Here is a 21,766-nt window from a genome sequence, read left to right on the forward strand (position 1 = left end):
CCGAACATGGTAAAAAGGTCCTTAACGCAGACCCTAGAGCCGCTCGATTGCCAAGGCGATGCCCTGACCGCCACCAATACACATGGTGATAAGCGCCCGCGTGCCCCCGATCCGCTCCAATTCATAGAGCGCTTTGACGGTGATAATCGCCCCCGTCGCCCCGACCGGATGACCCAAAGCAATCGCGCCGCCATTGGGATTGACTACCGCCGGATCCAACCCCAACCCCGCATTGACCGCCAAGGCCTGCGCGGCAAAGGCTTCGTTTGACTCGATCACATCGAAATCACCCACGCCCAACCCCGTGCGCGCCAGCAACGCCTGAACCGCAGGCACCGGACCGATCCCCATCACCTCGGGGCGAACCCCCGCATGGGCATAGCCGATGATGCGCGCGCGCGGCGTCAAACCCGCCGCTTGCGCCGCATCCGCGCGCGCCAGAACCAATGCCGCCGCGCCGTCATTCAACCCCGACGCATTGCCCGCCGTGACCGTCCCGTCCTTGGCAAATGCAGGGCGCAATCCGGCCAGAACGTCCAATGTCGTCGCCTTGGGGTGCTCGTCGGTCTTGACCTCCACCGTGCCGCGACGGTTCGTGATCTCGATGGGCACGATCTGCTCATCAAAATACCCCGCCGCAATCGCACGCGCCGCACGCTCCTGACTCTCCAATGCAAAGGCATCCTGCGCCGCGCGGCTCACCCCGTGCTCGGCGGCAACATTCTCCGCCGTGATCCCCATGTGGCCGGTGCCGAACGGACAATTGAGCGCCCCGAGCATCATGTCCTGCGCGCTCACATCGCCCATCTTCTGACCCCACCGCGCGGCGGGCACGATGTAGGGGCTGCGCGACATGCTCTCGGCGCCACCGGCCAGTGCGAAATCCGCATCCCCCATGGCGAGCGCCTGATAGGCCGACACGATCGCCTGCACGCCCGAGCCACACAGCCGGTTCACATTCATCGCAGGCGTGGTGTCGGGAATGCCCGCGCCCATCGCCGCCACGCGCGACAGATACATATCGCGCGGCTCCGTGTTGATCACATGACCGAACATCACCTGCCCGATCTGACCGCCCTCGACACCCGCCCGCGCGAGCGCCGCCGCAGCCACCTGCGTGCCCAGATCACAGGGCGCCACACCGGCCAAAGCCCCGCCAAACGAACCAATGGCACTGCGCGCGCCGGATAGAATAACGATGTCGGACATGTGATTTCTCCCTGATTTCACCCGATCATGGCGCAGGGAAAATCGCGCGACCACAATAACCCTACGTCCCCAAATCCCTACGTCTCGACGATCCCGCGCCCGTCCGGCCCCTCGTCGAGATCGGCCAACAATTCGCGCACCACCCCGCGCAGCCACCGATGCGCGGGATTGGTCGTCATGCGCCGGTGCCACAGCATCCGCAATTCGTTCGTTCCGATGTCGATCACCTGCGGATGGCGTGTGACCAATCCCGCGCGCGCCCGCACCCGCGCCATCTGCGACGGGATCACCCCGATGATATCGCTGCCCGCAACCAACTGCGCCACGGCGTTGAATGTGGGCAGGGTCGCCGCAATATGCCGACTGCGCCCGACACCGGCCAAAGCCGCATCCAGATCCTGCGGATAAACCCCCGTCGGGGCAAAATGCACATGGCTGAGATCGCAATAGAGATCGAGCGGGATCGCATCCCCGTCCCCGATCCCCAGACGCGCCAGACGCGGATGCCCGACCCGCGCGATATTGATCACCGGCGACCAGAAACACGGCTCCCAATCGCACCACGTCGGGAAATCGATATTGGGCAGAAACGCCAGATCGACATGGTCACTGCGCAGCCCCTCCAGCGTGCTCTCGAACACCGTATCCACCATGTGGATGACCACACCGGGGGCCTCGTGCTGCAACCGTTTCATCAGCGCGGGCATTAGCAATTCCGAAAAGAAATCCGACCCCGAAATCACGTAGCGCTGCGTGGCACGGGAGGGGTCGAAATCCTCCGGTCCGGCCAGAATGCCCTCGATCTTCCCTAACGCCTCGCTCAACTCCCCCGCCAGCGACAGCGCATAGCCCGTCGCCACCAACCCTTGTCCCTCCCGCACGAACAACTCATCCCCGAGGGCTGCGCGCAACCGCGACAGGGCCGCCGAAACCGCAGGCTGGGACAGCCCGATCCGCTCGCCCGCCTTCACCGTCGACCCCTCGCGCAACAAGGCATCGAGCACCCGCAGCAGGTTCAGATCAAAGGCCCGCAAATCCACCGGACAAATTCCTCACATACAATCAATCAATTTAACAAATAGCCTAACCTGGGCCACCCTGTCATCAGCGTCCTTGCCGACGCCTCCACCTCAACGCGAACCTGCCGGTCCAACCGGCGCTTCCACCTTTGGGAGATCCCTATGCTTGCACCTGTAAACGAGCGCCCGACCCACGACTGGATGGGCACCACCTACCAAACCATCCTCGCGCCGCAGGAAACCGCCGGCGCGATGTCGATCACACAGATCATCGCCCGCGCCCACGACGGCCCGCCCCGCCATATCCACCACGACGCCGATGAAACCTTCGTCGTGCTCTCGGGCGATGTGGAATTCTGGCTCGACGGCACCCGCTTTACCCGCGGCCCCGGCGAAACCGCCCATATCCCGCGCGGCGCGGACCACACCTACCGCGTCTGCTCGGACACACCCGCCCGCGCGCTGGTGATCCTCTCCCCCGGCGGCTTTGAAAACTTCTTCGTCGAAATGGCGCAAAACAACTACGCCATTCCCACCGACATGCCCGCGATCACCGCACTCGCAACCGCCCACCACCTCGACTTCACCGGCCCACCACTGGAGGACGCATCATGAAAGGCATCGGTTTCGCATTCTTCGCGCTTGGCGTGCTCTGCGCCCTGATCGGCATGGCTTGGGGCATCCAGATGTCGGCCACCGCCAACCACGCGCTGAGCCCCGCACACGCCCACCTCAACCTGATCGGCTGGGTCACCATGGCGCTGATGGGGGCCTATTACACACTCACCCCCGCCGCCGCATCCACGCGGCTCGCCAAAATCCACCTCGCACTAACCACCGCAGGGGTGATCATCATCGTCCCCGGCATCGTCATGGCCCTCACGCAGCAGGGCGAAACAGCCGCCAAAATCGGCTCCGTCCTGACCATCGCGGGCATGATCTGCTTTGGCGTGAATGTGCTGCGTCACGGGCTGGGCGCGAAAACCGCACCCTGAAGCTACTGGGGAATGCTGTGCACCAAAGGCGCGCGACCACTGGCACCCACGACCTCTTCGTGACCGTTCTCGATCACCATGACCGTCAAGGCGTGCCCGTATCCCGCCCCTGAATCGATATCGATCCGGTTGCCGAAATGCGTGGGCGCATCAATCGCGGTGTGCCCATGCACCACCACCCACGGCAAGGTCCCGTGATAATCGAGCCACCCTTCGCGGATCCAGATCAGATCCTCTTCGTCCTGATCAGCGAGCGCCACACCGGGGCGAACCCCCGCATGGACGAACAAATACCCGTCCCACTCATAGGTCAGCGGCAGGTTTTCGATGAACTCCAGATGCGCCTCGGGCACCGCACGCCGCGCCTCCATCGACCCCACCTCGAACTCGCCATCGCTCGCAATCACCCCGTAGGAGGCCAATGTCGTCGGCCCGCCGAGCGCGGGATGCAACCAACTCTTGTGCGACTTGATCTGGTCGTCATGGGCAATCCCGTGACGCACAAACCGGCAAAACATCCGGTCGTGATTGCCCCGCAACGCGACCCAAGGTTTCCCCGCCGCAATCCCCTCCATCAGGTAGGAAATCACACCGGCGCTATCAGGCCCGCGATCCACGTAATCGCCCAAATGCACAACAACCGCATCCGTATCACCGACCCGCGCCCGATCCGCCTCGATCCGCGCATGCGCGGCTTTCAACATGTCCAGTTGACCGTGGATATCCCCGATGGCGTAAATCCGCATGACCGTCTCCTATTTCGCAGGTGCAGAAAACCGAAGGGCCGCCGGAATGTCCAGCGGCCCCCACGTGAATGTTTTGTAATGTGGCGATCAGGCCTTGAAATGCAGCGGACGCACCTGCTGGAACATGCCGCTGTCTTTGAGCGCCTTGACCGTCTCCGGTTTGATCGGCGTATCGAGGAAGGTCATCGCAATCGCGTCCCCACCCTCGGCAGAGCGACCCAGCGTGAAGTTGGCGATGTTTTCGCCATGCTCGCCGAGCATCGTGCCGAGTTTCCCCAGAATACCGGGAACGTCCTTATTGGTGGTGTAGAGCATGTGCTCGCCCACTTCGGCGTCGATGGTGATGCCCTTGATCTGGATGAACCGCGGCTTGTCATCGGAGAACACCGTGCCCGCGATGGTGCGGTATTTCTCGACCGTCTGGATGTCGAGCTTGATGTAGCCTTCGAACACACCCGTCGCATCCTGCGTGGTGCGCGACAGCTTGATGCCACGCTCCTTGGCGATCACCGGCGCGGAAACCATGTTCACGTCGGGGTTCACCGCCTGCATAATGCCCGCAATCACCGCCGCGTCGAGCGCTTTGAGGTTCATCTGCGAGGCCACACCATCATAGGTGATGTTGACCGTCTCGATGGCCTCATCGGTGACCTGACCGATGAACGACCCGATGCTTTCGGCCAATTTGACCCATGGGCCCATGACCTTGGCTTCTTCGGCGGACATCGACGGCATGTTCAGCGCGTTCTCGACCGCACCGTCGAGGAGATAGTTCGACATCTGCTCGGCAACCTGCAGCGCCACGTTTTCCTGCGCTTCCGTGGTCGAGGCCCCAAGGTGGGGCGTGCACACAACATTGGGCAGACCAAACAGCGGGTTCTCGGTCGCAGGCTCTTGGGCAAACACATCGAACGCCGCACCCGCCACATGACCGGATTTGAGCAATTCGGCCAAGGCCAGCTCGTCAACCAACCCGCCGCGCGCACAGTTGATGATCCGCACACCCTTTTTCGTCTTGGCGAGGTTTTCAGCCGACAGGATGTTGCGGGTGCTATCGGTCAGCGGCACGTGCAGCGTGATGAAATCGGCGCGCTTAAGCAATTCGTCCAACTCGACCTTCTCGACACCGATCTCGTCAGCGCGCTCCTCGGACAGGAAGGGATCATAGGCGACCACTTTCATCTTCAGACCCAGCGCGCGGTTACAAACGATCCCGCCGATGTTGCCCGCACCGATCACGCCCAGCGTTTTCGCGGTGAGTTCGACACCCATGAACTTCGACTTTTCCCATTTACCGGCATGGGTCGACACAGAGGCCTCGGGCAATTGACGCGCCACGGCAAACATCATCGCAATCGCGTGCTCGGCGGTGGTGATCATGTTGCCGAACGGCGTGTTCATCACAATCACACCCTTCTTGGATGCGGCTTCCTTATCGACGTTGTCGGTGCCGATACCGGCGCGACCCACAACCTTCAACTTCGTGGCATGCTCCAAAAGCGACGGCGTCACCTTGGTGGCCGACCGGATGGCCAAGCCGTCATACTGGCCGATGATCTCGGCGAGCTTGTCTTTGTCCTTGCCCACGTCGGGCAGGTAATCAACGTCGATCCCGCGGTCGCGGAAAATCTGAACGGCGGTTTCCGAGAGCTTGTCGGAGACGAGAACTTTGGGGGCCATGTGCGGCACTCCTCTAAATCGGTGTGAATTGCTTTTTGGGGTCCGCCGACCCCCGTTTTAAAACATGTAAAACATGTAAAACGGGGGTGGGCGCAGTTTGTAAAACACGTGCAACCTTCGCCACAAAGTCGTGCAAAGATGTCAAAGACGCATCAGGCCTGCGCGGCGATCTCGGTTTCAAACGCCCACTCGAGCCACGGCATCAGAGCCGCAACATCAGAGGTTTCAACCGTGCCACCACACCAGATCCGCAGACCGGCAGGCGCGTCACGGTAGGCGCCGATATCAAAGGCCACGACTTCGTTTTCCAACCGCTTGGCAACCGCCTTCGCAAATGCCGCACCGTCCTTGATACGATCGTCGGTGAACTTCAGACAAACAGAGGTATTGGACGCCGTCGCCGGATCATTGGCGAGGTTGGCGATCCACGGCTTGGCCGCGCAGAAATCGTGAATAACCTGCGCATTGGCATCCGCCCGCGCGATCAAACCCTTCAGACCACCGACGGATTTGGCCCACGCCATCGCCACGAGGTAATCCTCAACCGCCAACATCGACGGCGTGTTGATGGTCTCGCCACGGAAGATACCGTCGATCAATTTGCCACCCTTGGTGAGGCGGAAAATCTTCGGCAAAGGCCAGGAAGGTGTATAGTTTTCAAGACGTTCCACCGCCCGCGGGGACAGAACCAACATCCCGTGCGCCGCTTCGCCGCCCAGAACTTTCTGCCACGAGAACGTGGTGACATCCAATTTGTCCCACGGCAGGTCCATCGCAAAAGCGGCAGAGGTCGCATCGCAAATCGTCAGGCCCTCACGATCCGCAGGGATCGCATCGCCACCCGGAAGACGCACACCCGAGGTGGTGCCGTTCCATGTGAAAACAACGTCGGTGTCGAAATCGATCTCTGCAAAATCAACGATATCGCCGTAATCGGCGGTCTTTACCTCGGCATCGATTTTGAGCTGCTTGACCACATCCGTGACCCAACCGGCCCCGAAGCTTTCCCATGCAACCATGGTCGCCTTGCGCGCACCGAGCAGCGACCACATCGCCATCTCGACCGCACCGGTGTCGGACGCAGGCACGATGCCGATGTGATAATCGGCAGGGATTCCAAGCACTTCGCGGGTCGTCTCGATCGCAGACTTGAGCTTTTCCTTGCCCACAGCGGCACGGTGCGAGCGACCCAGAGGGGCGTCAGACAGGAGATCGAGCGAAAATTCGGGGAATTTGGCACAGGGGCCAGAAGAGAAGCGCGGATTAGCCGGACGCGCGCCGGGTGCAGGGGTAGCCATTGCTGGTATCCTTCCAGATAAATGCCTCTCGTTGGGGAGAGGTGTCCCGCCGCCGCATGTAGCGATATCCATTCCTTCTGGCAATTCCCAATCGTGTGACCGACCCAGATTTGTCGCAGGCACCCCCTGTTGCCTGCGCACTGGATTTACCCGCCCCGCCCCGCTATGACGCCCATGAAATTTCCCGCCGGAGACGCCCCGATGTATACCGCCACGCTGCTCACCGATCCCCAAAAACCGACCCTGTCGCGCGACGCGGTAGAGGCCCTGCGCAATGCTTGGGGCGGGGGTGAGGCGCAGTGGCTCGCCACCGGCGAGGCGGCGGAAATCGCGCTGCAATCCCTGCCCGACAACCACTGGGACGTCTGGGCCGCGCTTCAGGCGCAGGGCATCGACCTGATCGTGCAAAAGACCGAAAACCGGCGTAAATCCATGCTCTTAGCCGATATGGACAGCACGATGATCCAGCAGGAATGCATCGACGAACTCGCCGATGTGGCCGGTGTCGGCGACCACGTCAAAGAGATCACAGCCAAGGCGATGAATGGCGAATTGGACTTTGACGGTGCCCTCACAGAACGCGTCGCCCTGCTCAAAGGTCTGCCCCAATCGGTGATCCAGACCGTCATCGACACCCGCATCACCTTCATGCCGGGGGGGCGCGAATTGCTCGCCACGATGAAGAAAAACGGCGCCTATTGCGCGCTCGTCTCCGGCGGCTTCACCGCCTTCACCGGATATGTTGCCGATGCGCTGGGCTTTGACGAAAACCGCGCCAATATCCTGATGGTCGAGGACGGCAAACTCACCGGCAAACCCAGCCTGCCGATTCTCGGCCGCGCGGCCAAGGTCGAAGCCCTCGAACAAATCACCGCCCGCCTTGGCATCTCGGAAACCGATGTGATGGCCGTCGGCGACGGGGCAAACGACCTCGGCATGCTGACCCGCGCAGGCGCAGGCGTGGCGCTCCACGCAAAACCCTCCGTGGCCGCCGAATGCGACATCCGCATCAACCACGGCGACCTCACAGCACTCCTCTACATTCAGGGCTACGCCAAGTCCGAGTTCGCCTGAACCCTATGGAATCCCTCACGGATCTCTCCCTCTCCATCCCGACCGAAGCGATCGCGCTGCTCCTGATCGCGGCCTTCGTGGCGGGCTTCGTGGATAGCATCGCAGGCGGCGGGGGCCTGATCACCGTGCCTGCGCTCCTGCTCGCCGGCGTGCCCCCCATCGCCGCACTCGCCACAAATAAGGTGCAGGGCCTCTTCGGCGCTGGCATGGCCGCAATCACCTACGCACGCGCCGGGCACGTCAACCTGCGCGCCCAGATCGGCACGGCGCTCCTGTCGTTTGCGGGCGGCGTCTGCGGCGCTCTGCTGGCCTCCACATTGCCCACCGACGTGATCCGCCTCGGCCTGCCGGTGCTGCTGATCGGTGTGGCGCTGTTCTTTGCGCTCAAACCCGGCCTGAGCGACATCGACGGCCACCGCCGCCTCTCGCCTTTGGCGTTTTCGGCTGGATTTGTGCCTTTTATCGGCTTTTACGACGGCCTCCTCGGCCCCGGCACAGGCGCGTTCTTCATGCTCGGCTTCGTGGGCCTCGCAGGCTACGGCATCCTCAAAGCCACCGCCCACACAAAGCTGTTGAACTTCGCCTCCAACATCGGCGGGCTGGCGGGATTTCTCCTCGTCGCGAAACCACTCTGGGCCCTCGGCCTCGCCATGGGCGCGGCGCAAATCGCAGGCGCCTACATCGGATCGAAACTCGCCACCCGCGTCGGCGCGCGGCTGATCCGTCCGGTGCTCGTCATCACCGCGACCGCTCTGGCGCTGCGCCTGTTGTGGGACTGGTTCTAGGCGGGGAAACCCGCATAGGGACGGATTTCGCCGGTAATAATCCCTGCAAAATTAGGCACTTCGGGGTTCAGCCGCTTTTTCACCACCGGATCATTGCCATCCAGAACGCCGAGTTTGACCAAGAGCGCCGCAATCGCACATTCCGAGGCCCGCGTCGCCCCATCGGCAATCTTCACCGCCACGCCCAGACCCTGATCGGGCAGAATGGCGGTAAACACACCCTCCGCACCCGTCTTGATCGCCGCCTTGCCACCGGCGGCGCGCATGAGGTCGGTGCAGGCCCGCCCTTCGCCCGCGACCAGAACCGGATGGGCCATCATCGCCTCGCGCAACCGCACCGCCGCCCGCGCCATCGCGTCCCCGTCTGCGCGCGCCGCCGCGAAATACGCCAACCCACGCCCGAGGCCCCGCACCGTGGCCGCGTAGTTGGGCGCCGAACACCCGTCGATCCCGTAGCCCAAACTGGCCTCGCCCGTAACGGCTTCGATCGCTTCACGGATCGCCACCTGCACCGGATGATCGGGGTTCACATAGTCCCCATCGGCCTTCAAATCCTGCGACAGGGTCAAAAACCCGCAATGTTTGCCCGAACAGTTGTTATGCACCCGACACGGGGTTTCACCCGCGCGCAGCATGTCGTGGCGCGCCTTGTCGCCCATCGGCTTTTGCACGCCACAGATCAGATCGTCCTCGCCGAGCCCGAGTGTTTCCAGCCACGCCCGCGCCTTTGCCACATGCACCGGATCGCCATTATGGGACGCGCAGGCAAAGGCCAGTTGCGAGTCATCCAAACCGGCCCGATCTGCCGCACCGGAGGCCACCAGAGGCAGGGCCTGCATCATTTTCACCGCCGAACGCGGCAGGATCACATGGTCCAGATCGCCCCAGCCCTCGACCACCTCTCCGGCGGCGTTGGTCACCACGGCAAAACCGCTGTGCCAGCTCTCGCAAATCGGACCCCGGATCACGTCAACCATGCGTTCAGTCTGTACCAATTTAGTGCCTTTCACGTTTCAGCGAATTTCCGCCAAAGGGCTTTCCCTGTTTGGCGGATTTGCGTTAGGGTCGTCCTCGATCTGGAACAGACCCAGATTGCGCCGTCAACCGCATCACCAGAACGCGGGTACGGCAAAGAAATGGTCGAATTAGCCAGAGGCAGCGAGAGATCAAATGAGTTTTTCCGTTAAGACCGCCATGCTCGGCGTCGTGTTTTCAATTGCCGCAAGCGCCGCGTTTGCGCAAGAGAGCACCAACCAGGTTGGCGCGAACACCGATTGGTATGTTTTCGAAGAAGCACAGCCGACCAAACAGTGTTGGATCGTGTCGAAACCGAAAGAGACCGTAAACACCGACAGCTCGGGCCGCATCAAATCCGTGCGCCGTGGTGAAATCCTCCTCTTCGTGTCCTACGCCCCCGCAAGTGGCGTAAAAGGGCAGGTGTCCTTCGCGGGCGGCTACCCTTTCGCCTCCGGTTCGGAAGTGACGCTGGAAATCGGGGGAACGGATTACCCGCTCTTCACCGAGGGTGAAACCGGTTGGGCCGCAACGCCAGAGGATGACCAACGCATCATCGCGGCGATGAAACGCGGTGCGGCGGCGACACTCACCGGTCGTTCCGCACGCGGGACCGTCACCAAAGACACCTTCTCCCTGCTCGGGTTCACCGCCTCCGTCGAAGAGGCCGCCAAACGCTGCGGCAGCTGATTTTCGCACCCGTGATGTGAATTGACCCTGCCTGCGGCGGGGCCGTTTTGCTGTGGCTTTCCAAGTCGCGGGGAATCCTGTATTCAGCGCGCTTATCCAAAAAGGCCTCAAACCGATGACCGAACCCAGCGCCCCCGTCACGCAGGATGTTGTGACCATTCCCCGCAAGGAAACGCCCTCTGACAAGATCAACCTTGTCGGCCTGACACGCGCACGTCTGCGCGAGGTGCTGATCGAAAACGGCGCGCCGGAAAAGCAGGCCAAAATGCGCGCGGGTCAGATTTGGCAATGGATCTACGGCTGGGGCGTGCGCGACTTTGATGCGATGACCAACCTGTCCAAATCCTACCGCGAAGAGCTCGCCGAGACATTCGAAGTGCGCATTCCGGAGGTCGTCTCCAAACAGGTTTCCGAGGACGGCACCCGCAAATACCTCGTGCGCATCAACGGCGGCCATGAGGTCGAAGTGGTCTACATCCCCGAAGAGGACCGTGGCACGCTGTGCGTGTCGAGCCAGGTTGGCTGCACGCTGACCTGTTCGTTCTGCCACACGGGCACGCAAAAGCTGGTGCGCAACCTGACGGCTGGCGAAATCGTCGGTCAGGTGATGATGGCACGCGATGACCTCGGCGAATGGCCAGAGCAGGGTGCGCGAAACACCGAAACGCGCCTGCTGTCCAACATCGTCCTGATGGGCATGGGCGAGCCGCTGTATAACTTCGAAAACGTCCGCGATGCGATGAAGATCTGCATGGATCCCGAAGGCATTCAACTCTCCCGCCGCCGCATCACCCTGTCCACCTCCGGTGTCGTGCCCGAAATCGCGCGCACAGCCGAAGAGATCGGATGTCAGTTGGCCGTGTCCTTCCACGCGACCGAGGATGAGACCCGTGACAAACTGGTTCCCATCAACAAAAAGTGGAACATCGAAACCCTTCTCGACGTGCTGCGCACCTATCCGAAGGTGTCGAATTCGGAACGGATCACCTTTGAATACGTGATGCTGCAGGGCGTGAACGACACCGATGAGGACGCGCACCGCCTCGTGGCATTGCTCAAAGGAATCCCGTCCAAGGTCAATCTGATCCCCTTCAACGAATGGCCCGGCGCGCCCTACAAACGGTCGTCCAACAACCGCATCCATGCCTTTGCGCGAATTCTGTTGAACGCGGGCTTTGCCTCGCCGATCCGCACGCCACGCGGCGAAGACATCATGGCGGCCTGTGGTCAGTTGAAATCCGCCACCGAACGCGCCCGCAAATCCCGCGCCCAGATCGAAGCCGAAGCAGGCCGCTAAAGCGCCGCGACACGCATCGTTCCTCAACCGGTCAGCACCAGGTTTGGCCGGTTGAAACACGCCCCCGTGCCGGCGACATAAATCTTTTCAATGACTTTTAGGGCCCGAGCCGCTAAGAAACCGCCACGGGTGAGTCGCCCGAACATGATGGAGACGTTCAATATGGATAACAGGACCGCATTTTCCCGCCACTAGGCCGGTCTGCTTCCTGTGGCCGGTCAAATCGACCCGCCTCATCCATTCTGATTGTCTTAGCCCCCATGGAGGGCCCCCATGTTCCGTTATTTCGAAAAACTCGTAGACCCCTTCGCGCCGCGTCCACGGACCAAGCCGCCGGCGACCTATATGGCGTTCCTGCGCGAGGAAATCGCGCCCTTTCGTCGTGTCGTTCCCTTTCTGATCGCAGCCGGAGTTCTCATCGCGGCGATTGAAACGGGACTGATTTTCTACGGGGGCTACCTGATCGACGTCATGTCCGAATCCGGCCCCGACACATTCCTGTCGCGCCATGGTTTCATCCTGCTTCTCGTCGCGCTGGGCGTGGTCTTCCTGCGCCCCTTTGCCATTGGTGTGCAGCACCTTTTGCTTGAGCAAACTCTGGCGGGAAACGTTCAGGAGCAGGTTCGTTGGCGCGCCCACTCATGGCTTCTCGGCCAGTCGTCGTCCTTCTTTCAAAACGACTTCGCGGGCCGGTTGTCGAACCGCGTGATGCAACTCGGGCAGGCCACGGAGGACTCCCTCTACATGGTGTTCGAGGCCTTGGTCTTCGCGCTCGCCTACATCGTTGTTGCCGTGGTTTTGCTGGCCGAACTGGACCTGCGCCTTGCGGTGCCATTGGTCGTCTGGGCCGTGGTCTATGTGCTCTACGTGCGTTACATCGCGCGTCGGGTCGCCGTGGCGTCGGAAAAACACTCAGACGCGCGCTCGCGCACGACGGGGCGGATTGTTGACGCCTATGCCAATATCGAAACGGTCAAACTCTTTTCCTATGGCGGGCGCGAGCAAAGGTTTGCGTTGACGTCCCTGCGGCGTTTGCGCCTGAACCTGCAGCGGTTCCTGCGCCTCATGACCGAACTCGCCTTTGGCCTCAATGCGCTCAACGGTTTGCTGATCGTTGGGTTGGTGGGGCCTGCGATTTGGCTCTGGCTCGACGATCAAATGACGATCGGCGCGGTGGCAGCGGCGCTAACCCTGACCAACCGTCTCAACGGGATGTCGGGTTGGATCATGTGGATCGTCATCCGCCTGTTCGAGCAATCGGGTGTGATCCGCGAGGGCCTGCGCTCTGTCGCGGTGGCGCAAACCGTGACGGATAAGGAAGACGCCAAAGAGTTGGCGGTCGCGGGCGGCGAAATCCGTTTCCAGAATCTGAGCCACCACTACGGCAAAGAAAACGGCGGGCTCGACGGTATCGACCTGACGATCAAAGCGGGCGAACGGGTCGGTCTCGTGGGGCGGTCGGGTGCAGGCAAATCGACCTTGGTCAACCTGTTGCTGCGGTTTCGCGATGCCGAAGAGGGAAACATCCTGATCGACGGTCAGGACATCTCTGCCGTCACGCAGGACAGCCTGCGCCGCAACATCGGGATGGTCACGCAAGACAGCTCGCTGCTGCACCGTTCGGTGCGTGCAAACCTGTTGTACGGGCGCCCCGATGCGAGCGAGGAGATGATGGTCGCAGCAGCCAAACAGGCAGCGGCGCATGATTTCATCCTCGAATTGCGCGACCAGAACATGCGGGTGGGATACGACGCCTTCGTGGGCGAGCGCGGTGTGAAACTTTCGGGCGGTCAACGTCAAAGGGTGGCAATCGCGCGGGTGATCCTGAAAGACGCGCCGATCCTCATTCTGGACGAAGCGACCTCTGCTCTCGACAGCGAGGTAGAGGCGGCCATTCAGGACACGCTCTATTCCGTGATGGAGGGCAAAACGGTCATCGCGATTGCGCACCGTCTGTCCACCTTGGCGCGAATGGATCGGATCGTGGTGCTCGACGCGGGGCGGGTTATCGAAACCGGCTCCCACGCCGAACTTGTTTCACAGGGCGGCCTATACGCGGACCTGTGGAATCGCCAATCCGGCGGGTTCCTGGCCTCGACCTAGCGGCCGGGAATCTCGCTGCGCCGCTTTCCGGCACCTTCCCAGGTCTCGATTGCCTCGACGGCTTCCTCGGCGGTTTCGACAAAGCGGAACAGGTCCAGATCCTCTTCGGAGATCGTTCCGGCCTCTGCCAAGGCTTCGAAATTGATGATCTTGCGCCAGAACGCTTCGCCGAACAGAAGGATCGGCACCCGCTTCATGCGGCCGGTCTGGATCAGGGTGAGGGTCTCGAACAGCTCGTCCATCGTCCCGAACCCGCCCGGAAAGGCGGCCAAGGCATTCGCGCGCATCAGGAAATGCATCTTGCGGATGGCGAAGTAGTGGAAGTTGAAACACAGGTCAGGCGTCACGTATTCGTTCGGGGCCTGTTCATGGGGCAGCACGATGTTGAGGCCGATTGACACGCCACCCGCATCGGCCGCGCCACGGTTGCCCGCCTCCATCACTCCCGGGCCGCCGCCGGTGACGATGACGTTCTCGCGGTGGCCGTTCTGTTTGGATTTCAGCGTCATCAGCCGCGCAAATTCGCGCGCAACTTCGTAGTATTTGGACAGATCCGCGAGTGCCTTGGTTTTCGCGGTATCCTTCTTGGCCGGCTCGGGAATGCGCGCGCCACCGAACAGAACGATGGTCGAATCGATCCCGTATTCGGCCATCATCAATTCGGGTTTGAGCAGTTCGAGTTGTAATCGCACGGGACGCAATTCATCGCGCAGCATGAACTCCTCATCCGAAAAGGCGAGGCGATATGCGGGCGCGCGGGTTTGCGCGGTGTCGGGCGTATGACGCGCCGCCTCTCGGTCCATCTGGCTGTCGCGCAGGGGATGGCGGCGGGGGGTGTGCGTATCGTCGGACATTTTTTCTCCGGTGTCAGGGTCATTGGGTCGCGCGCCTTCGCGTTGCGTGCGGGCGTGGCAGCGACTATAGGCACCTACAACAGATTTGTTCACGACACGAGGGGGAGAAACCCATGTCCAACGTCCAGCTTGAAGCCGCAATCGAAGCCGCATGGGATGCGCGCGACACCATCACGTCTGCCACGACCGGCGAAACACGTGAGGCCATCGAAGACACGCTGAACGCACTCGACAGCGGATCACTGCGCGTGGCCGAGCGCGGCGATGATGGAACGTGGCATGTGAACCAATGGGCGAAAAAGGCCGTCCTCCTCGGTTTCCGCATCAAGGATATGGAAGAACAATCCGGCGGCCCGCAGGGCTCTGGCTGGTGGGATAAGGTCGACAGCAAATTCAAAGGCTGGGGCGACAACCAATGGCGCGCTGCCGGTTTCCGTGCCGTGCCAAACGCGATCGTGCGCAAATCGGCCTACATCGCGCCGGGCGTGGTTCTCATGCCATCCTTCGTAAACCTCGGCGCACACGTCGGTGAAGGCACCATGGTCGACACTTGGGCCACGGTCGGCTCCTGCGCGCAGATCGGCAAAAACGTCCACCTTTCGGGCGGCGTCGGGATCGGCGGCGTGTTGGAACCCATGCAGGCAGGCCCGACGATCATCGAGGACAATTGCTTTATCGGTGCACGTTCGGAAGTCGTCGAAGGCTGCATCGTGCGCGAGGGCTCTGTTCTCGGCATGGGTGTGTTCATCGGCCAGTCCACCAAGATCGTGGACCGCGAAACCGGCACCGTGTCCTATGGCGAAGTGCCGCCCTACTCGGTCGTCGTCGCAGGCTCCATGCCATCCAAAAACGGCATCAACCTCTACTGCGCGGTTATCGTGAAGCGCGTCGACGAGCGCACCCGTTCCAAAACCGGCATCAACGAGCTCCTGCGCGATTGATCCGCAGGCGAGGGCAGGAGTGATCCATGGCTGACAAAGAAAAAAAGCCGTCACGGCAAAAGGTCTTCACCCTCCTCGTCCAGGTCGGGCGCAAGGAGGGCGATGGCCTGCCTTCTGCGGCGACCGGCGGTGCTCTGATGATCTATGCCTCCGGCGTTGATGAAGCCGAGGCCGTGCGCGAAACCGTGGCCATCCTCAAACAGGCCGACCTCGCGCCGCTCGATGTGACGGGCTATGGCACGCTGGATGAACGCCTTTCGGAAGGCCACGATATTTCCGACGAGGAAAGAGAGCTGATGGCGCGCGCGCTTGCGGAGAACTCGGTTGTCGTGGCCCAGATGACGCCGTTCTACGACGACAAACCGCTTCAGTAACCGAGAGTGCCGAACCACTTTGTGTAGAGCTCGGAATAGGTTCCGTTCTCACGTAGGTGCAAAAGGCTCTGGTTGATCGGTTCGCCCAAAGTCGACCCTGACGGCAGTGCGATCCCGTAGCTTTCGCGCAGGAAAGCCTGCCCGACCAACTCGACCTTCCCGCGGGCGTCATGGGACGCGTAATAGGCAAGGATGGGTGCATCGAACACGGTCGCATTGATTTCACCCGCCTCGAACGCCGCGAGCATTTCCGCCGGTGACTCATACCCGATGTAGCGAATATCGCGCCGGTCGAGGAACTCCGCCGAGGTCGATCCGGCAACCGTTCCCACATCGCGTTTGTAGAGGTCGGAAAGGCCGGAGACATTCGACTGGATTGCTTCGACGGTCAGCACCGATGTGATGCGCGCGACAAACAACGAGACGATGAAGAGCGACGAAATCACCATGAACACGCCGATGATACGGCCCAAAGGCGACTGAGGCTGGCGCTCCTCAAAGCCGCCATTCACGACCAGATTGAGCGCCCACCAGAATGCCGGGAACATCGCTTTGCGCGCCGGTAGGTCGAAATAGGGCTGCCGCTCGCGTTCGAGTCGCCACATCAACATCCCACCACCGAAAAGCACGGCAAAGGCGGCTGCGACCCACATCAGGAACTCGCGCGACATGATGAGTTGCCAAACCGGCATTCCCGACCCTTCGATGGGCGTCATGATCTGCAGACCGCCCTCGAACATGGGCTGCGAAAAATCCATGACCTGCTCGCGCGCCGCGGTGATTGAAATGTTGGCGACGGCCGCATCCACGGTGCCGGCTTCGACCGCGGCAAGCATGTCCCCGAATGTCGAAAAGCGCTCAACCTCGTATTCCCGACCCAGATCGGAGGCGACTTCGGCCCAAAGATCGAGAGAAAAACCGGTTTCCTTACCATTTTCCACCATGGAAAAGGGCAGACGAGTAACCGTACCCACCCGAAGATCCTGAGCGGACAAGGTGAGCGGTGCGACCAAGAGGCCGAGTAGAAAGATCGCGCGGCAAAACATTTTCAGAACCCAAGCTTTCGCGCGGATGTCGCACATTGAAAAACAGGTGACAATGATTTTCCTTGTTTTGTGACTCTACGTTGCCCTGCTGAGTTGTATTTGCGGTGCCAGCGAGATTGCAGTCCGCCCGCGCGCTCGCTAACCAATAGGCATGGAGGCACCATGACACTTGATCCAATCGACCTGACCGCACAGCTCGTTCGTTGTCCGAGCGTTACACCCCACGAAGCCGGCGCGCTGGAAGTTCTACGCGAAGTGCTTGAAGGCGGCGGTTTCAGCTGCACTCGGGTCGATCGCAACGGCACGCCGAACCTGTTTGCGCGGTTTGGCGAAAAGGCGGCAGGCCGCACCTTCGGTTTTAACGGGCACACGGACGTTGTGCCGGTCGGGGACGAAGCGTCATGGACCCGACCGCCGTTCTCCGGTGAGATCGCCGATGGCATTCTATGGGGGCGCGGCGCAACCGACATGAAATCCGGTGTTGCGGCCTTTGTTGCGGCCGCTGTTGATTACGTCACCCAAACGCCACCCACAGACGGTGCCATCGTCATCGCGATCACCGGCGATGAGGAAGGCGTTGCCACGGACGGGACTGTCGCGCTCCTCGACTGGATGCGCGCTGAGGGGGAAACGATGGACGTGTGCATCGTTGGCGAGCCGACCTGCCCCGACGCGTTCGGGGACATGATGAAGATCGGACGGCGCGGGTCGCTCAACGCGCGCATCACCGCGCGCGGCGTTCAGGGGCATGCCGCATATCCGCATCGGGCCGCTAATCCCATTCCGGTTCTGGCCGCATTGGTGGACGCGCTTTCTCGGCACAGTCTTGATCAGGGGACGGCGCATTTTGATCCCTCAACTCTCGTGGTGACCAGTTTCGACACCGGCAACCTCGCCACCAATGTGATCCCCGCCCAATGCAGCGCCATGCTGAACATCCGCTTCAACGATGCGCATACCGGAGCGGAGCTGTCGGATTGGCTTCGCGCTAAGGTGGCGCGGGCGTGCGAGGGAACAGGTATCACCATGGACGTCGAGATTTCGATCTCGGGTGAAAGCTTTGTCACGCTTCCCGGACCCTTCGTTGACACCGTTCGACAGGCGGTCGAGGCGGAAACAGGCCGCGCGCCGGTTCTGTCGACATCGGGCGGCACATCGGACGCACGGTTTGTCAAGAACCTGTGCCCTGTGGTTGAATTCGGTGTGGTCGGAAAATCCATGCACCAAGTAGACGAACACGTCGCAGTCGATGACATCACTGCGCTTAAAAACGTGTATTCCCGCGCGATTAGAGCCTATTTTGATGAAGTATAGCGTTCAGAAAACAGATGACATCGCGGCCTGCATCGCGTTGCGGATTGCCGTCTTTGTTGAAGAGCAGCAGGTGCCAATGGACGATGAGATCGATGATCTCGACGATGTGGCCATGCATTACCTTGCCCGTGATCCGGACGGCAAACCCGTCGGAACCGCGCGCATTTATGAAGTTGGCGATGTAGGCAAAATCGGGCGGGTATGCGTGGTCGCATCGGCGCGGGGCACTGGATTGGGACGGGCCCTGATCGACACGTGCCTGCGCGAATTGCAGTCCCATCCGCACCTTACGACCATACGTATCGGTGCGCAGGACCACGCGATCGGGTTCTACGAAAGCTTCGGGTTCAAGGTTGTCGGAGACGGCTATCTCGACGGCGGCATCCCTCACCACATTATGGTGCGCGCACTGTGAAGCCCGTGGTCGTGGTGATGGTGAAAGAACCTCGTCCGGGCCGCGTGAAAACGCGACTAGGCAAGGAGTTCGGCATGACCCGCGCCGCATGGTGGTATCGCCATCAGGTCGCGCGCACCTTGCGCCGTCTGGAAGACCCGCGTTGGACGCTGGCCCTTGCCGTTGCGCCAGACCGCGAAGGGATGATGAGCCGTGTTTGGCCCGCTCATTTGCCAAGGTTCAAGCAGGGTCGTGGGAACCTCGGCGACAGAATGCGGCGGATTTTCCAATCCATAGGTCCGGCCCGCACCGTGATCATAGGCAGCGACATTCCCCACATCGAAAAACATCATATCCGGTCAGCTTTGGCTGGATTGGGGTCGAATAAGGGCGTGATTGGTCCTGCTTCCGACGGGGGGTACTGGCTCATCGGGGTCGATGGGACGACGGTTCTGCCGCGGGAGTTTTTAGGTCACGTGCGATGGTCCACGCCGTTCGCACGCAGTGATACAATGGCCACCGCGGCGGGTTGGTCCTGGGCCGAGGTGGCAGAGTTGGACGATGTGGACACCCTGTCCGATCTGCTCCGAATTTGCGCGAAAGCACAACGGAATTGAGATGGTGACGGCGATTGGGCCATGGTAGCGTAACGCCATGAACAAGACCCCTACCAAAGCCGAAATCCTCGCATGGATCGCCGAGAATCCCACCCAAACTGCCAAACGCGATATCGCTAAGGCCTTTGGGATCAAAGGGACTGCCCGGATCGATCTCAAGCGCATTCTCAAAGAGCTGGAAGACGAGGGACACCTGCGCAAGCGGCGCAAGACCTACCGTGATCCCGAAAAATTGCCACCCGTGGGTGTGCTCTCTGTCATGGCGCCCGACCAGAACGGTGACCTATTCGCCAAGCCGCTGGAGTGGGCAGGTGAGGGGCGCATCCCGCGCGTGCTGTTGGTTCTACGCGAAAGCGATCCGGCCTTGGGGCCAGACGAAAGGATCCTCGCGAATTTGCGTGAGGTGAAAGCGGACGACCACGAATACGAGGCGCGCCTGATCCGCAAAATCGGATCGAATCCGCTCAAACTGCTCGGTGTCTTTCGCAAGACCGCCGAGGGTGGGCACATCAAGCCGATCGACAAAGGGTCGAACAAAGAATGGCTGGTGCGACCCGGCAATGAAAACGGCGCTAAAGACGGTGAACTGGTGGAAGCCGAACAGGCAGGCCCGCGCAACCGTCTCGGCCTGCCCATGGCGCGTATCATCACGCGGCTCGGCGACCCGTCAGAGCCACGCGCGGTCTCTCTCATCGCGATCCATCAGCACGGTATCCCCGACAGCTTTCCCGATGCAGTCATCGACGAAGCCGACGCCGCCAAGCCAGCGGGCCTGAAAGGGCGCGAGGACCTGCGTGATATTCCACTTATCACCATCGATCCGGCGGATGCGCGCGACCATGATGATGCGGTTTGGGCCGAATTCGACACGGATCCGGCCAATAAGGGCGGTTTTGTCCTCTGGGTCGCGATTGCGGATGTAGCGCATTACGTCACGCCCGGCTCGGCGTTGGATCGTGAGGCATGGAACCGCGGTAACTCGACCTATTTCCCTGACCGTGTTGTGCCGATGCTGCCTGACCGTCTGTCGGGTGATTTGTGTTCGCTGCATGAAGGCGTGCCACGGGCCTGTCTCGCCGTGCGCATGGTGATCGACGCGGATGGGAAAAAGCGCAAACACACGTTCAAACGCGGGCTGATGAAATCCGCAGCCTCGCTGAGCTACGCACAGGTCCAGCAGGCGCGGGATGGTGACCCGGATGAGGCCTGCGCGCCGCTGATGGACACGGTCATCAATCCGCTATTCGAGTCCTATGAGGCTCTCAAAATGGCGCGTCAGGCGCGCCAACCGCTCGATCTCGATCTGCCCGAGCGCAAGATCATTCTGGGTGACGACGGGCGTGTGCAATCTGTGGCATTGGCCCAACGGTTCGACGCGCACAAGTTGATCGAAGAATTCATGGTGCTGGCCAATGTGGCCGCCGCCGAGGAGCTGTTCCACCGCAACCGACCGCTGCTTTACCGCGTTCACGAGGAACCGTCGGATGACAAACTCGATGCCCTGCGCGAGGTTGCTGCCGCATCGGGGTTCACGCTCGCCAAGGGGCAGGTCCTCCATACGTCGCACCTCAACCGCCTTCTGGCGCAGGCCGAGGGAACCGATCACGACGAGCTCATCAATATCTCCACCCTGCGCTCGATGACGCAGGCCTATTATCACCCCGACAATTTCGGCCACTTCGGGCTCGCCCTGCGGTCCTATGCGCATTTCACCTCGCCGATCCGCCGCTACGCCGACCTGATCGTTCACCGCGCGCTGATCGCAGCCCACGGGTGGGGCAAAGACGGGCTGTCGCACGACGAAATCGAGCGGCTGGAAGAAACGGCGAAACATATTTCGGAAACCGAACGCCGCTCCATGTCTGCCGAGCGTGACACCAACGACCGATACCTTGCGGCTTATCTGAACGAGCGGATCGGGACCGAAATGACCGGGCATATTTCCGGCATCCAGAAATTCGGCGCCTTCATCAAGCTCGATGAAACCGGCGCAGACGGGCTCGTGCCCGTTCGCAGCATGGGCGCGGAGTTTTTCCACTTTGATTCAAAGGAACAGACCCTCATGGGGGCGGATTCGGGTCGAAAGATATCCATCGGACAGAGCGTTGTTGTGCGCATCGCGGATGCAGTGCCGGTGACGGGTGGATTGGAACTCGAACTGATCTCCGTGGACGGGGATACCATGCCCCGTGGCCCCCGTCAGGCGCGCGGTCGCTATGTGAGCCGAAAAGCCAACGCCGGCAAAGCCAAGCGGGACAAAACCCGCAAAAAGGTCCAGCGACGCCGCAAGTAGCAGGCAGGTTTTCGCCTCTTCGT

Annotated in this window: 21 protein-coding genes; 13 read left to right on the forward strand and 8 right to left on the reverse strand. The window is 61.3% G+C overall.

Features of this window, described 5'->3' with window-relative positions; translation table 11 throughout:
• Positions 1-33 precede the first annotated feature (33 nt).
• Together ABD815_RS03985 and ABD815_RS03990 are read right to left on the reverse strand one after the other, a co-directional pair.
• Positions 34-1,209 carry an acetyl-CoA C-acyltransferase family protein gene (locus ABD815_RS03985; RefSeq protein ID WP_344843748.1) on the reverse strand — a complete coding sequence of 392 codons (1,176 nt, stop codon included), beginning with the start codon at positions 1,207-1,209 and terminating at the stop codon, positions 34-36.
• A gap of 77 nt (positions 1,210-1,286) precedes the next feature.
• The gene (locus ABD815_RS03990; protein ID WP_344843751.1) at positions 1,287-2,249 is read right to left on the reverse strand and encodes a LysR family transcriptional regulator; all 963 of its coding nucleotides are present in this window, start codon (positions 2,247-2,249) and stop codon (positions 1,287-1,289) included.
• Between the two features lie 141 nt (positions 2,250-2,390).
• Here ABD815_RS03990 and ABD815_RS03995 point away from each other — a divergent pair, with 141 nt between their 5' ends.
• Together ABD815_RS03995 and ABD815_RS04000 are read left to right on the forward strand one after the other, a co-directional pair.
• Entirely contained in the window at positions 2,391-2,843 is a 453-nt protein-coding gene (locus ABD815_RS03995; protein ID WP_344843754.1) for a cupin domain-containing protein, read from the forward strand.
• Entirely contained in the window at positions 2,840-3,223 is a 384-nt protein-coding gene (locus ABD815_RS04000; RefSeq protein ID WP_344843757.1) for a hypothetical protein, read from the forward strand. The genes ABD815_RS03995 and ABD815_RS04000 overlap by 4 nt, the downstream gene beginning before the upstream one ends.
• Before the next feature lie 2 nt (positions 3,224-3,225).
• On the opposite strand, the gene ABD815_RS04005 is transcribed toward ABD815_RS04000, so the two are convergent.
• The 3 genes from ABD815_RS04005 to ABD815_RS04015 all read right to left on the reverse strand — a co-directional run bounded on the left by ABD815_RS04005 (position 3,226) and on the right by ABD815_RS04015 (position 6,947).
• Positions 3,226-3,969 (reverse strand): metallophosphoesterase family protein, encoded by a 744-nt coding sequence (locus tag ABD815_RS04005; RefSeq protein WP_344843759.1) that lies wholly within the window; start codon positions 3,967-3,969, stop codon positions 3,226-3,228.
• An 87-nt stretch (positions 3,970-4,056) separates the two neighbouring features.
• Positions 4,057-5,649 (reverse strand): phosphoglycerate dehydrogenase, encoded by a 1,593-nt coding sequence (gene serA / locus ABD815_RS04010; protein ID WP_344843760.1) that lies wholly within the window; start codon positions 5,647-5,649, stop codon positions 4,057-4,059.
• A gap of 152 nt (positions 5,650-5,801) precedes the next feature.
• Positions 5,802-6,947 carry a phosphoserine transaminase gene (locus ABD815_RS04015; RefSeq protein ID WP_344843763.1) on the reverse strand — a complete coding sequence of 382 codons (1,146 nt, stop codon included), beginning with the start codon at positions 6,945-6,947 and terminating at the stop codon, positions 5,802-5,804.
• Positions 6,948-7,148: 201 nt separating this feature from the next.
• Between ABD815_RS04015 and serB the strand changes: the two genes are divergently transcribed.
• Positions 7,149-8,021: a phosphoserine phosphatase SerB gene (gene serB / locus ABD815_RS04020; RefSeq protein WP_344844269.1), complete on the forward strand. Its 873-nt coding sequence runs from the start codon at positions 7,149-7,151 to the stop codon at positions 8,019-8,021.
• Positions 8,022-8,026: 5 nt separating this feature from the next.
• Complete coding sequence (locus ABD815_RS04025) at positions 8,027-8,806, forward strand: TSUP family transporter (RefSeq protein WP_344843766.1); 780 nt, start codon at positions 8,027-8,029, stop codon at positions 8,804-8,806.
• Here the strand turns inward: ABD815_RS04025 and ABD815_RS04030 are convergent.
• The gene (locus ABD815_RS04030; protein ID WP_344843768.1) at positions 8,803-9,783 is read right to left on the reverse strand and encodes an asparaginase; all 981 of its coding nucleotides are present in this window, start codon (positions 9,781-9,783) and stop codon (positions 8,803-8,805) included. The two genes, ABD815_RS04025 and ABD815_RS04030, sit on opposite strands and share 4 nt — an antisense overlap.
• Positions 9,784-9,976: 193 nt before the next feature.
• On the opposite strand from ABD815_RS04030, the gene ABD815_RS04035 reads away from it, so the two are divergent.
• The 3 genes from ABD815_RS04035 (at position 9,977) to ABD815_RS04045 (ending at position 13,910) form a co-directional block, all read left to right on the forward strand.
• Positions 9,977-10,510 carry an invasion associated locus B family protein gene (locus tag ABD815_RS04035; protein ID WP_344843770.1) on the forward strand — a complete coding sequence of 178 codons (534 nt, stop codon included), beginning with the start codon at positions 9,977-9,979 and terminating at the stop codon, positions 10,508-10,510.
• A gap of 115 nt (positions 10,511-10,625) precedes the next feature.
• Positions 10,626-11,807 carry a dual-specificity RNA methyltransferase RlmN gene (gene rlmN / locus ABD815_RS04040; protein ID WP_344843773.1) on the forward strand — a complete coding sequence of 394 codons (1,182 nt, stop codon included), beginning with the start codon at positions 10,626-10,628 and terminating at the stop codon, positions 11,805-11,807.
• A 273-nt stretch (positions 11,808-12,080) separates the two neighbouring features.
• Positions 12,081-13,910 (forward strand): ABC transporter ATP-binding protein, encoded by a 1,830-nt coding sequence (locus tag ABD815_RS04045; protein ID WP_344843776.1) that lies wholly within the window; start codon positions 12,081-12,083, stop codon positions 13,908-13,910.
• On the opposite strand, the gene ABD815_RS04050 is transcribed toward ABD815_RS04045, so the two are convergent.
• Positions 13,907-14,764 (reverse strand): LOG family protein, encoded by an 858-nt coding sequence (locus ABD815_RS04050; RefSeq protein ID WP_344843779.1) that lies wholly within the window; start codon positions 14,762-14,764, stop codon positions 13,907-13,909. The genes ABD815_RS04045 and ABD815_RS04050 overlap by 4 nt on opposite strands.
• Positions 14,765-14,877: 113 nt before the next feature.
• Here ABD815_RS04050 and dapD point away from each other — a divergent pair, with 113 nt between their 5' ends.
• Together dapD and ABD815_RS04060 are read left to right on the forward strand one after the other, a co-directional pair.
• Positions 14,878-15,705, forward strand: coding sequence for a 2,3,4,5-tetrahydropyridine-2,6-dicarboxylate N-succinyltransferase (gene dapD, locus ABD815_RS04055; RefSeq protein ID WP_344843780.1), 828 nt, complete (start codon positions 14,878-14,880; stop codon positions 15,703-15,705).
• 26 nt (positions 15,706-15,731) lie between these two features.
• Entirely contained in the window at positions 15,732-16,079 is a 348-nt protein-coding gene (locus tag ABD815_RS04060) for a hypothetical protein (RefSeq protein WP_344843783.1), read from the forward strand.
• Here the strand turns inward: ABD815_RS04060 and ABD815_RS04065 are convergent.
• The gene (locus ABD815_RS04065; protein ID WP_425549837.1) at positions 16,073-17,125 is read right to left on the reverse strand and encodes a transporter substrate-binding domain-containing protein; all 1,053 of its coding nucleotides are present in this window, start codon (positions 17,123-17,125) and stop codon (positions 16,073-16,075) included. The genes ABD815_RS04060 and ABD815_RS04065 overlap by 7 nt on opposite strands.
• A 162-nt stretch (positions 17,126-17,287) precedes the next feature.
• Here ABD815_RS04065 and dapE point away from each other — a divergent pair, with 162 nt between their 5' ends.
• The 4 genes from dapE to rnr are packed head-to-tail and all read left to right on the forward strand — an operon-like array spanning position 17,288 to position 21,743.
• Positions 17,288-18,439: a succinyl-diaminopimelate desuccinylase gene (gene dapE, locus ABD815_RS04070; RefSeq protein ID WP_344843786.1), complete on the forward strand. Its 1,152-nt coding sequence runs from the start codon at positions 17,288-17,290 to the stop codon at positions 18,437-18,439.
• Positions 18,429-18,854, forward strand: coding sequence for a GNAT family N-acetyltransferase (locus ABD815_RS04075; protein ID WP_344843789.1), 426 nt, complete (start codon positions 18,429-18,431; stop codon positions 18,852-18,854). Before dapE ends, ABD815_RS04075 begins: the two co-directional genes overlap by 11 nt.
• Before the next feature lie 17 nt (positions 18,855-18,871).
• Positions 18,872-19,450 carry a TIGR04282 family arsenosugar biosynthesis glycosyltransferase gene (locus ABD815_RS04080; protein ID WP_344844274.1) on the forward strand — a complete coding sequence of 193 codons (579 nt, stop codon included), beginning with the start codon at positions 18,872-18,874 and terminating at the stop codon, positions 19,448-19,450.
• Positions 19,451-19,487: 37 nt separating this feature from the next.
• The gene (gene rnr / locus ABD815_RS04085; protein ID WP_344843792.1) at positions 19,488-21,743 is read left to right on the forward strand and encodes a ribonuclease R; all 2,256 of its coding nucleotides are present in this window, start codon (positions 19,488-19,490) and stop codon (positions 21,741-21,743) included.
• Positions 21,744-21,766 lie beyond the last annotated feature (23 nt).

Origin of the sequence: Celeribacter arenosi (genome assembly GCF_039539485.1) — a bacterium.
Taxonomy (GTDB): domain Bacteria; phylum Pseudomonadota; class Alphaproteobacteria; order Rhodobacterales; family Rhodobacteraceae; genus Celeribacter; species Celeribacter arenosi.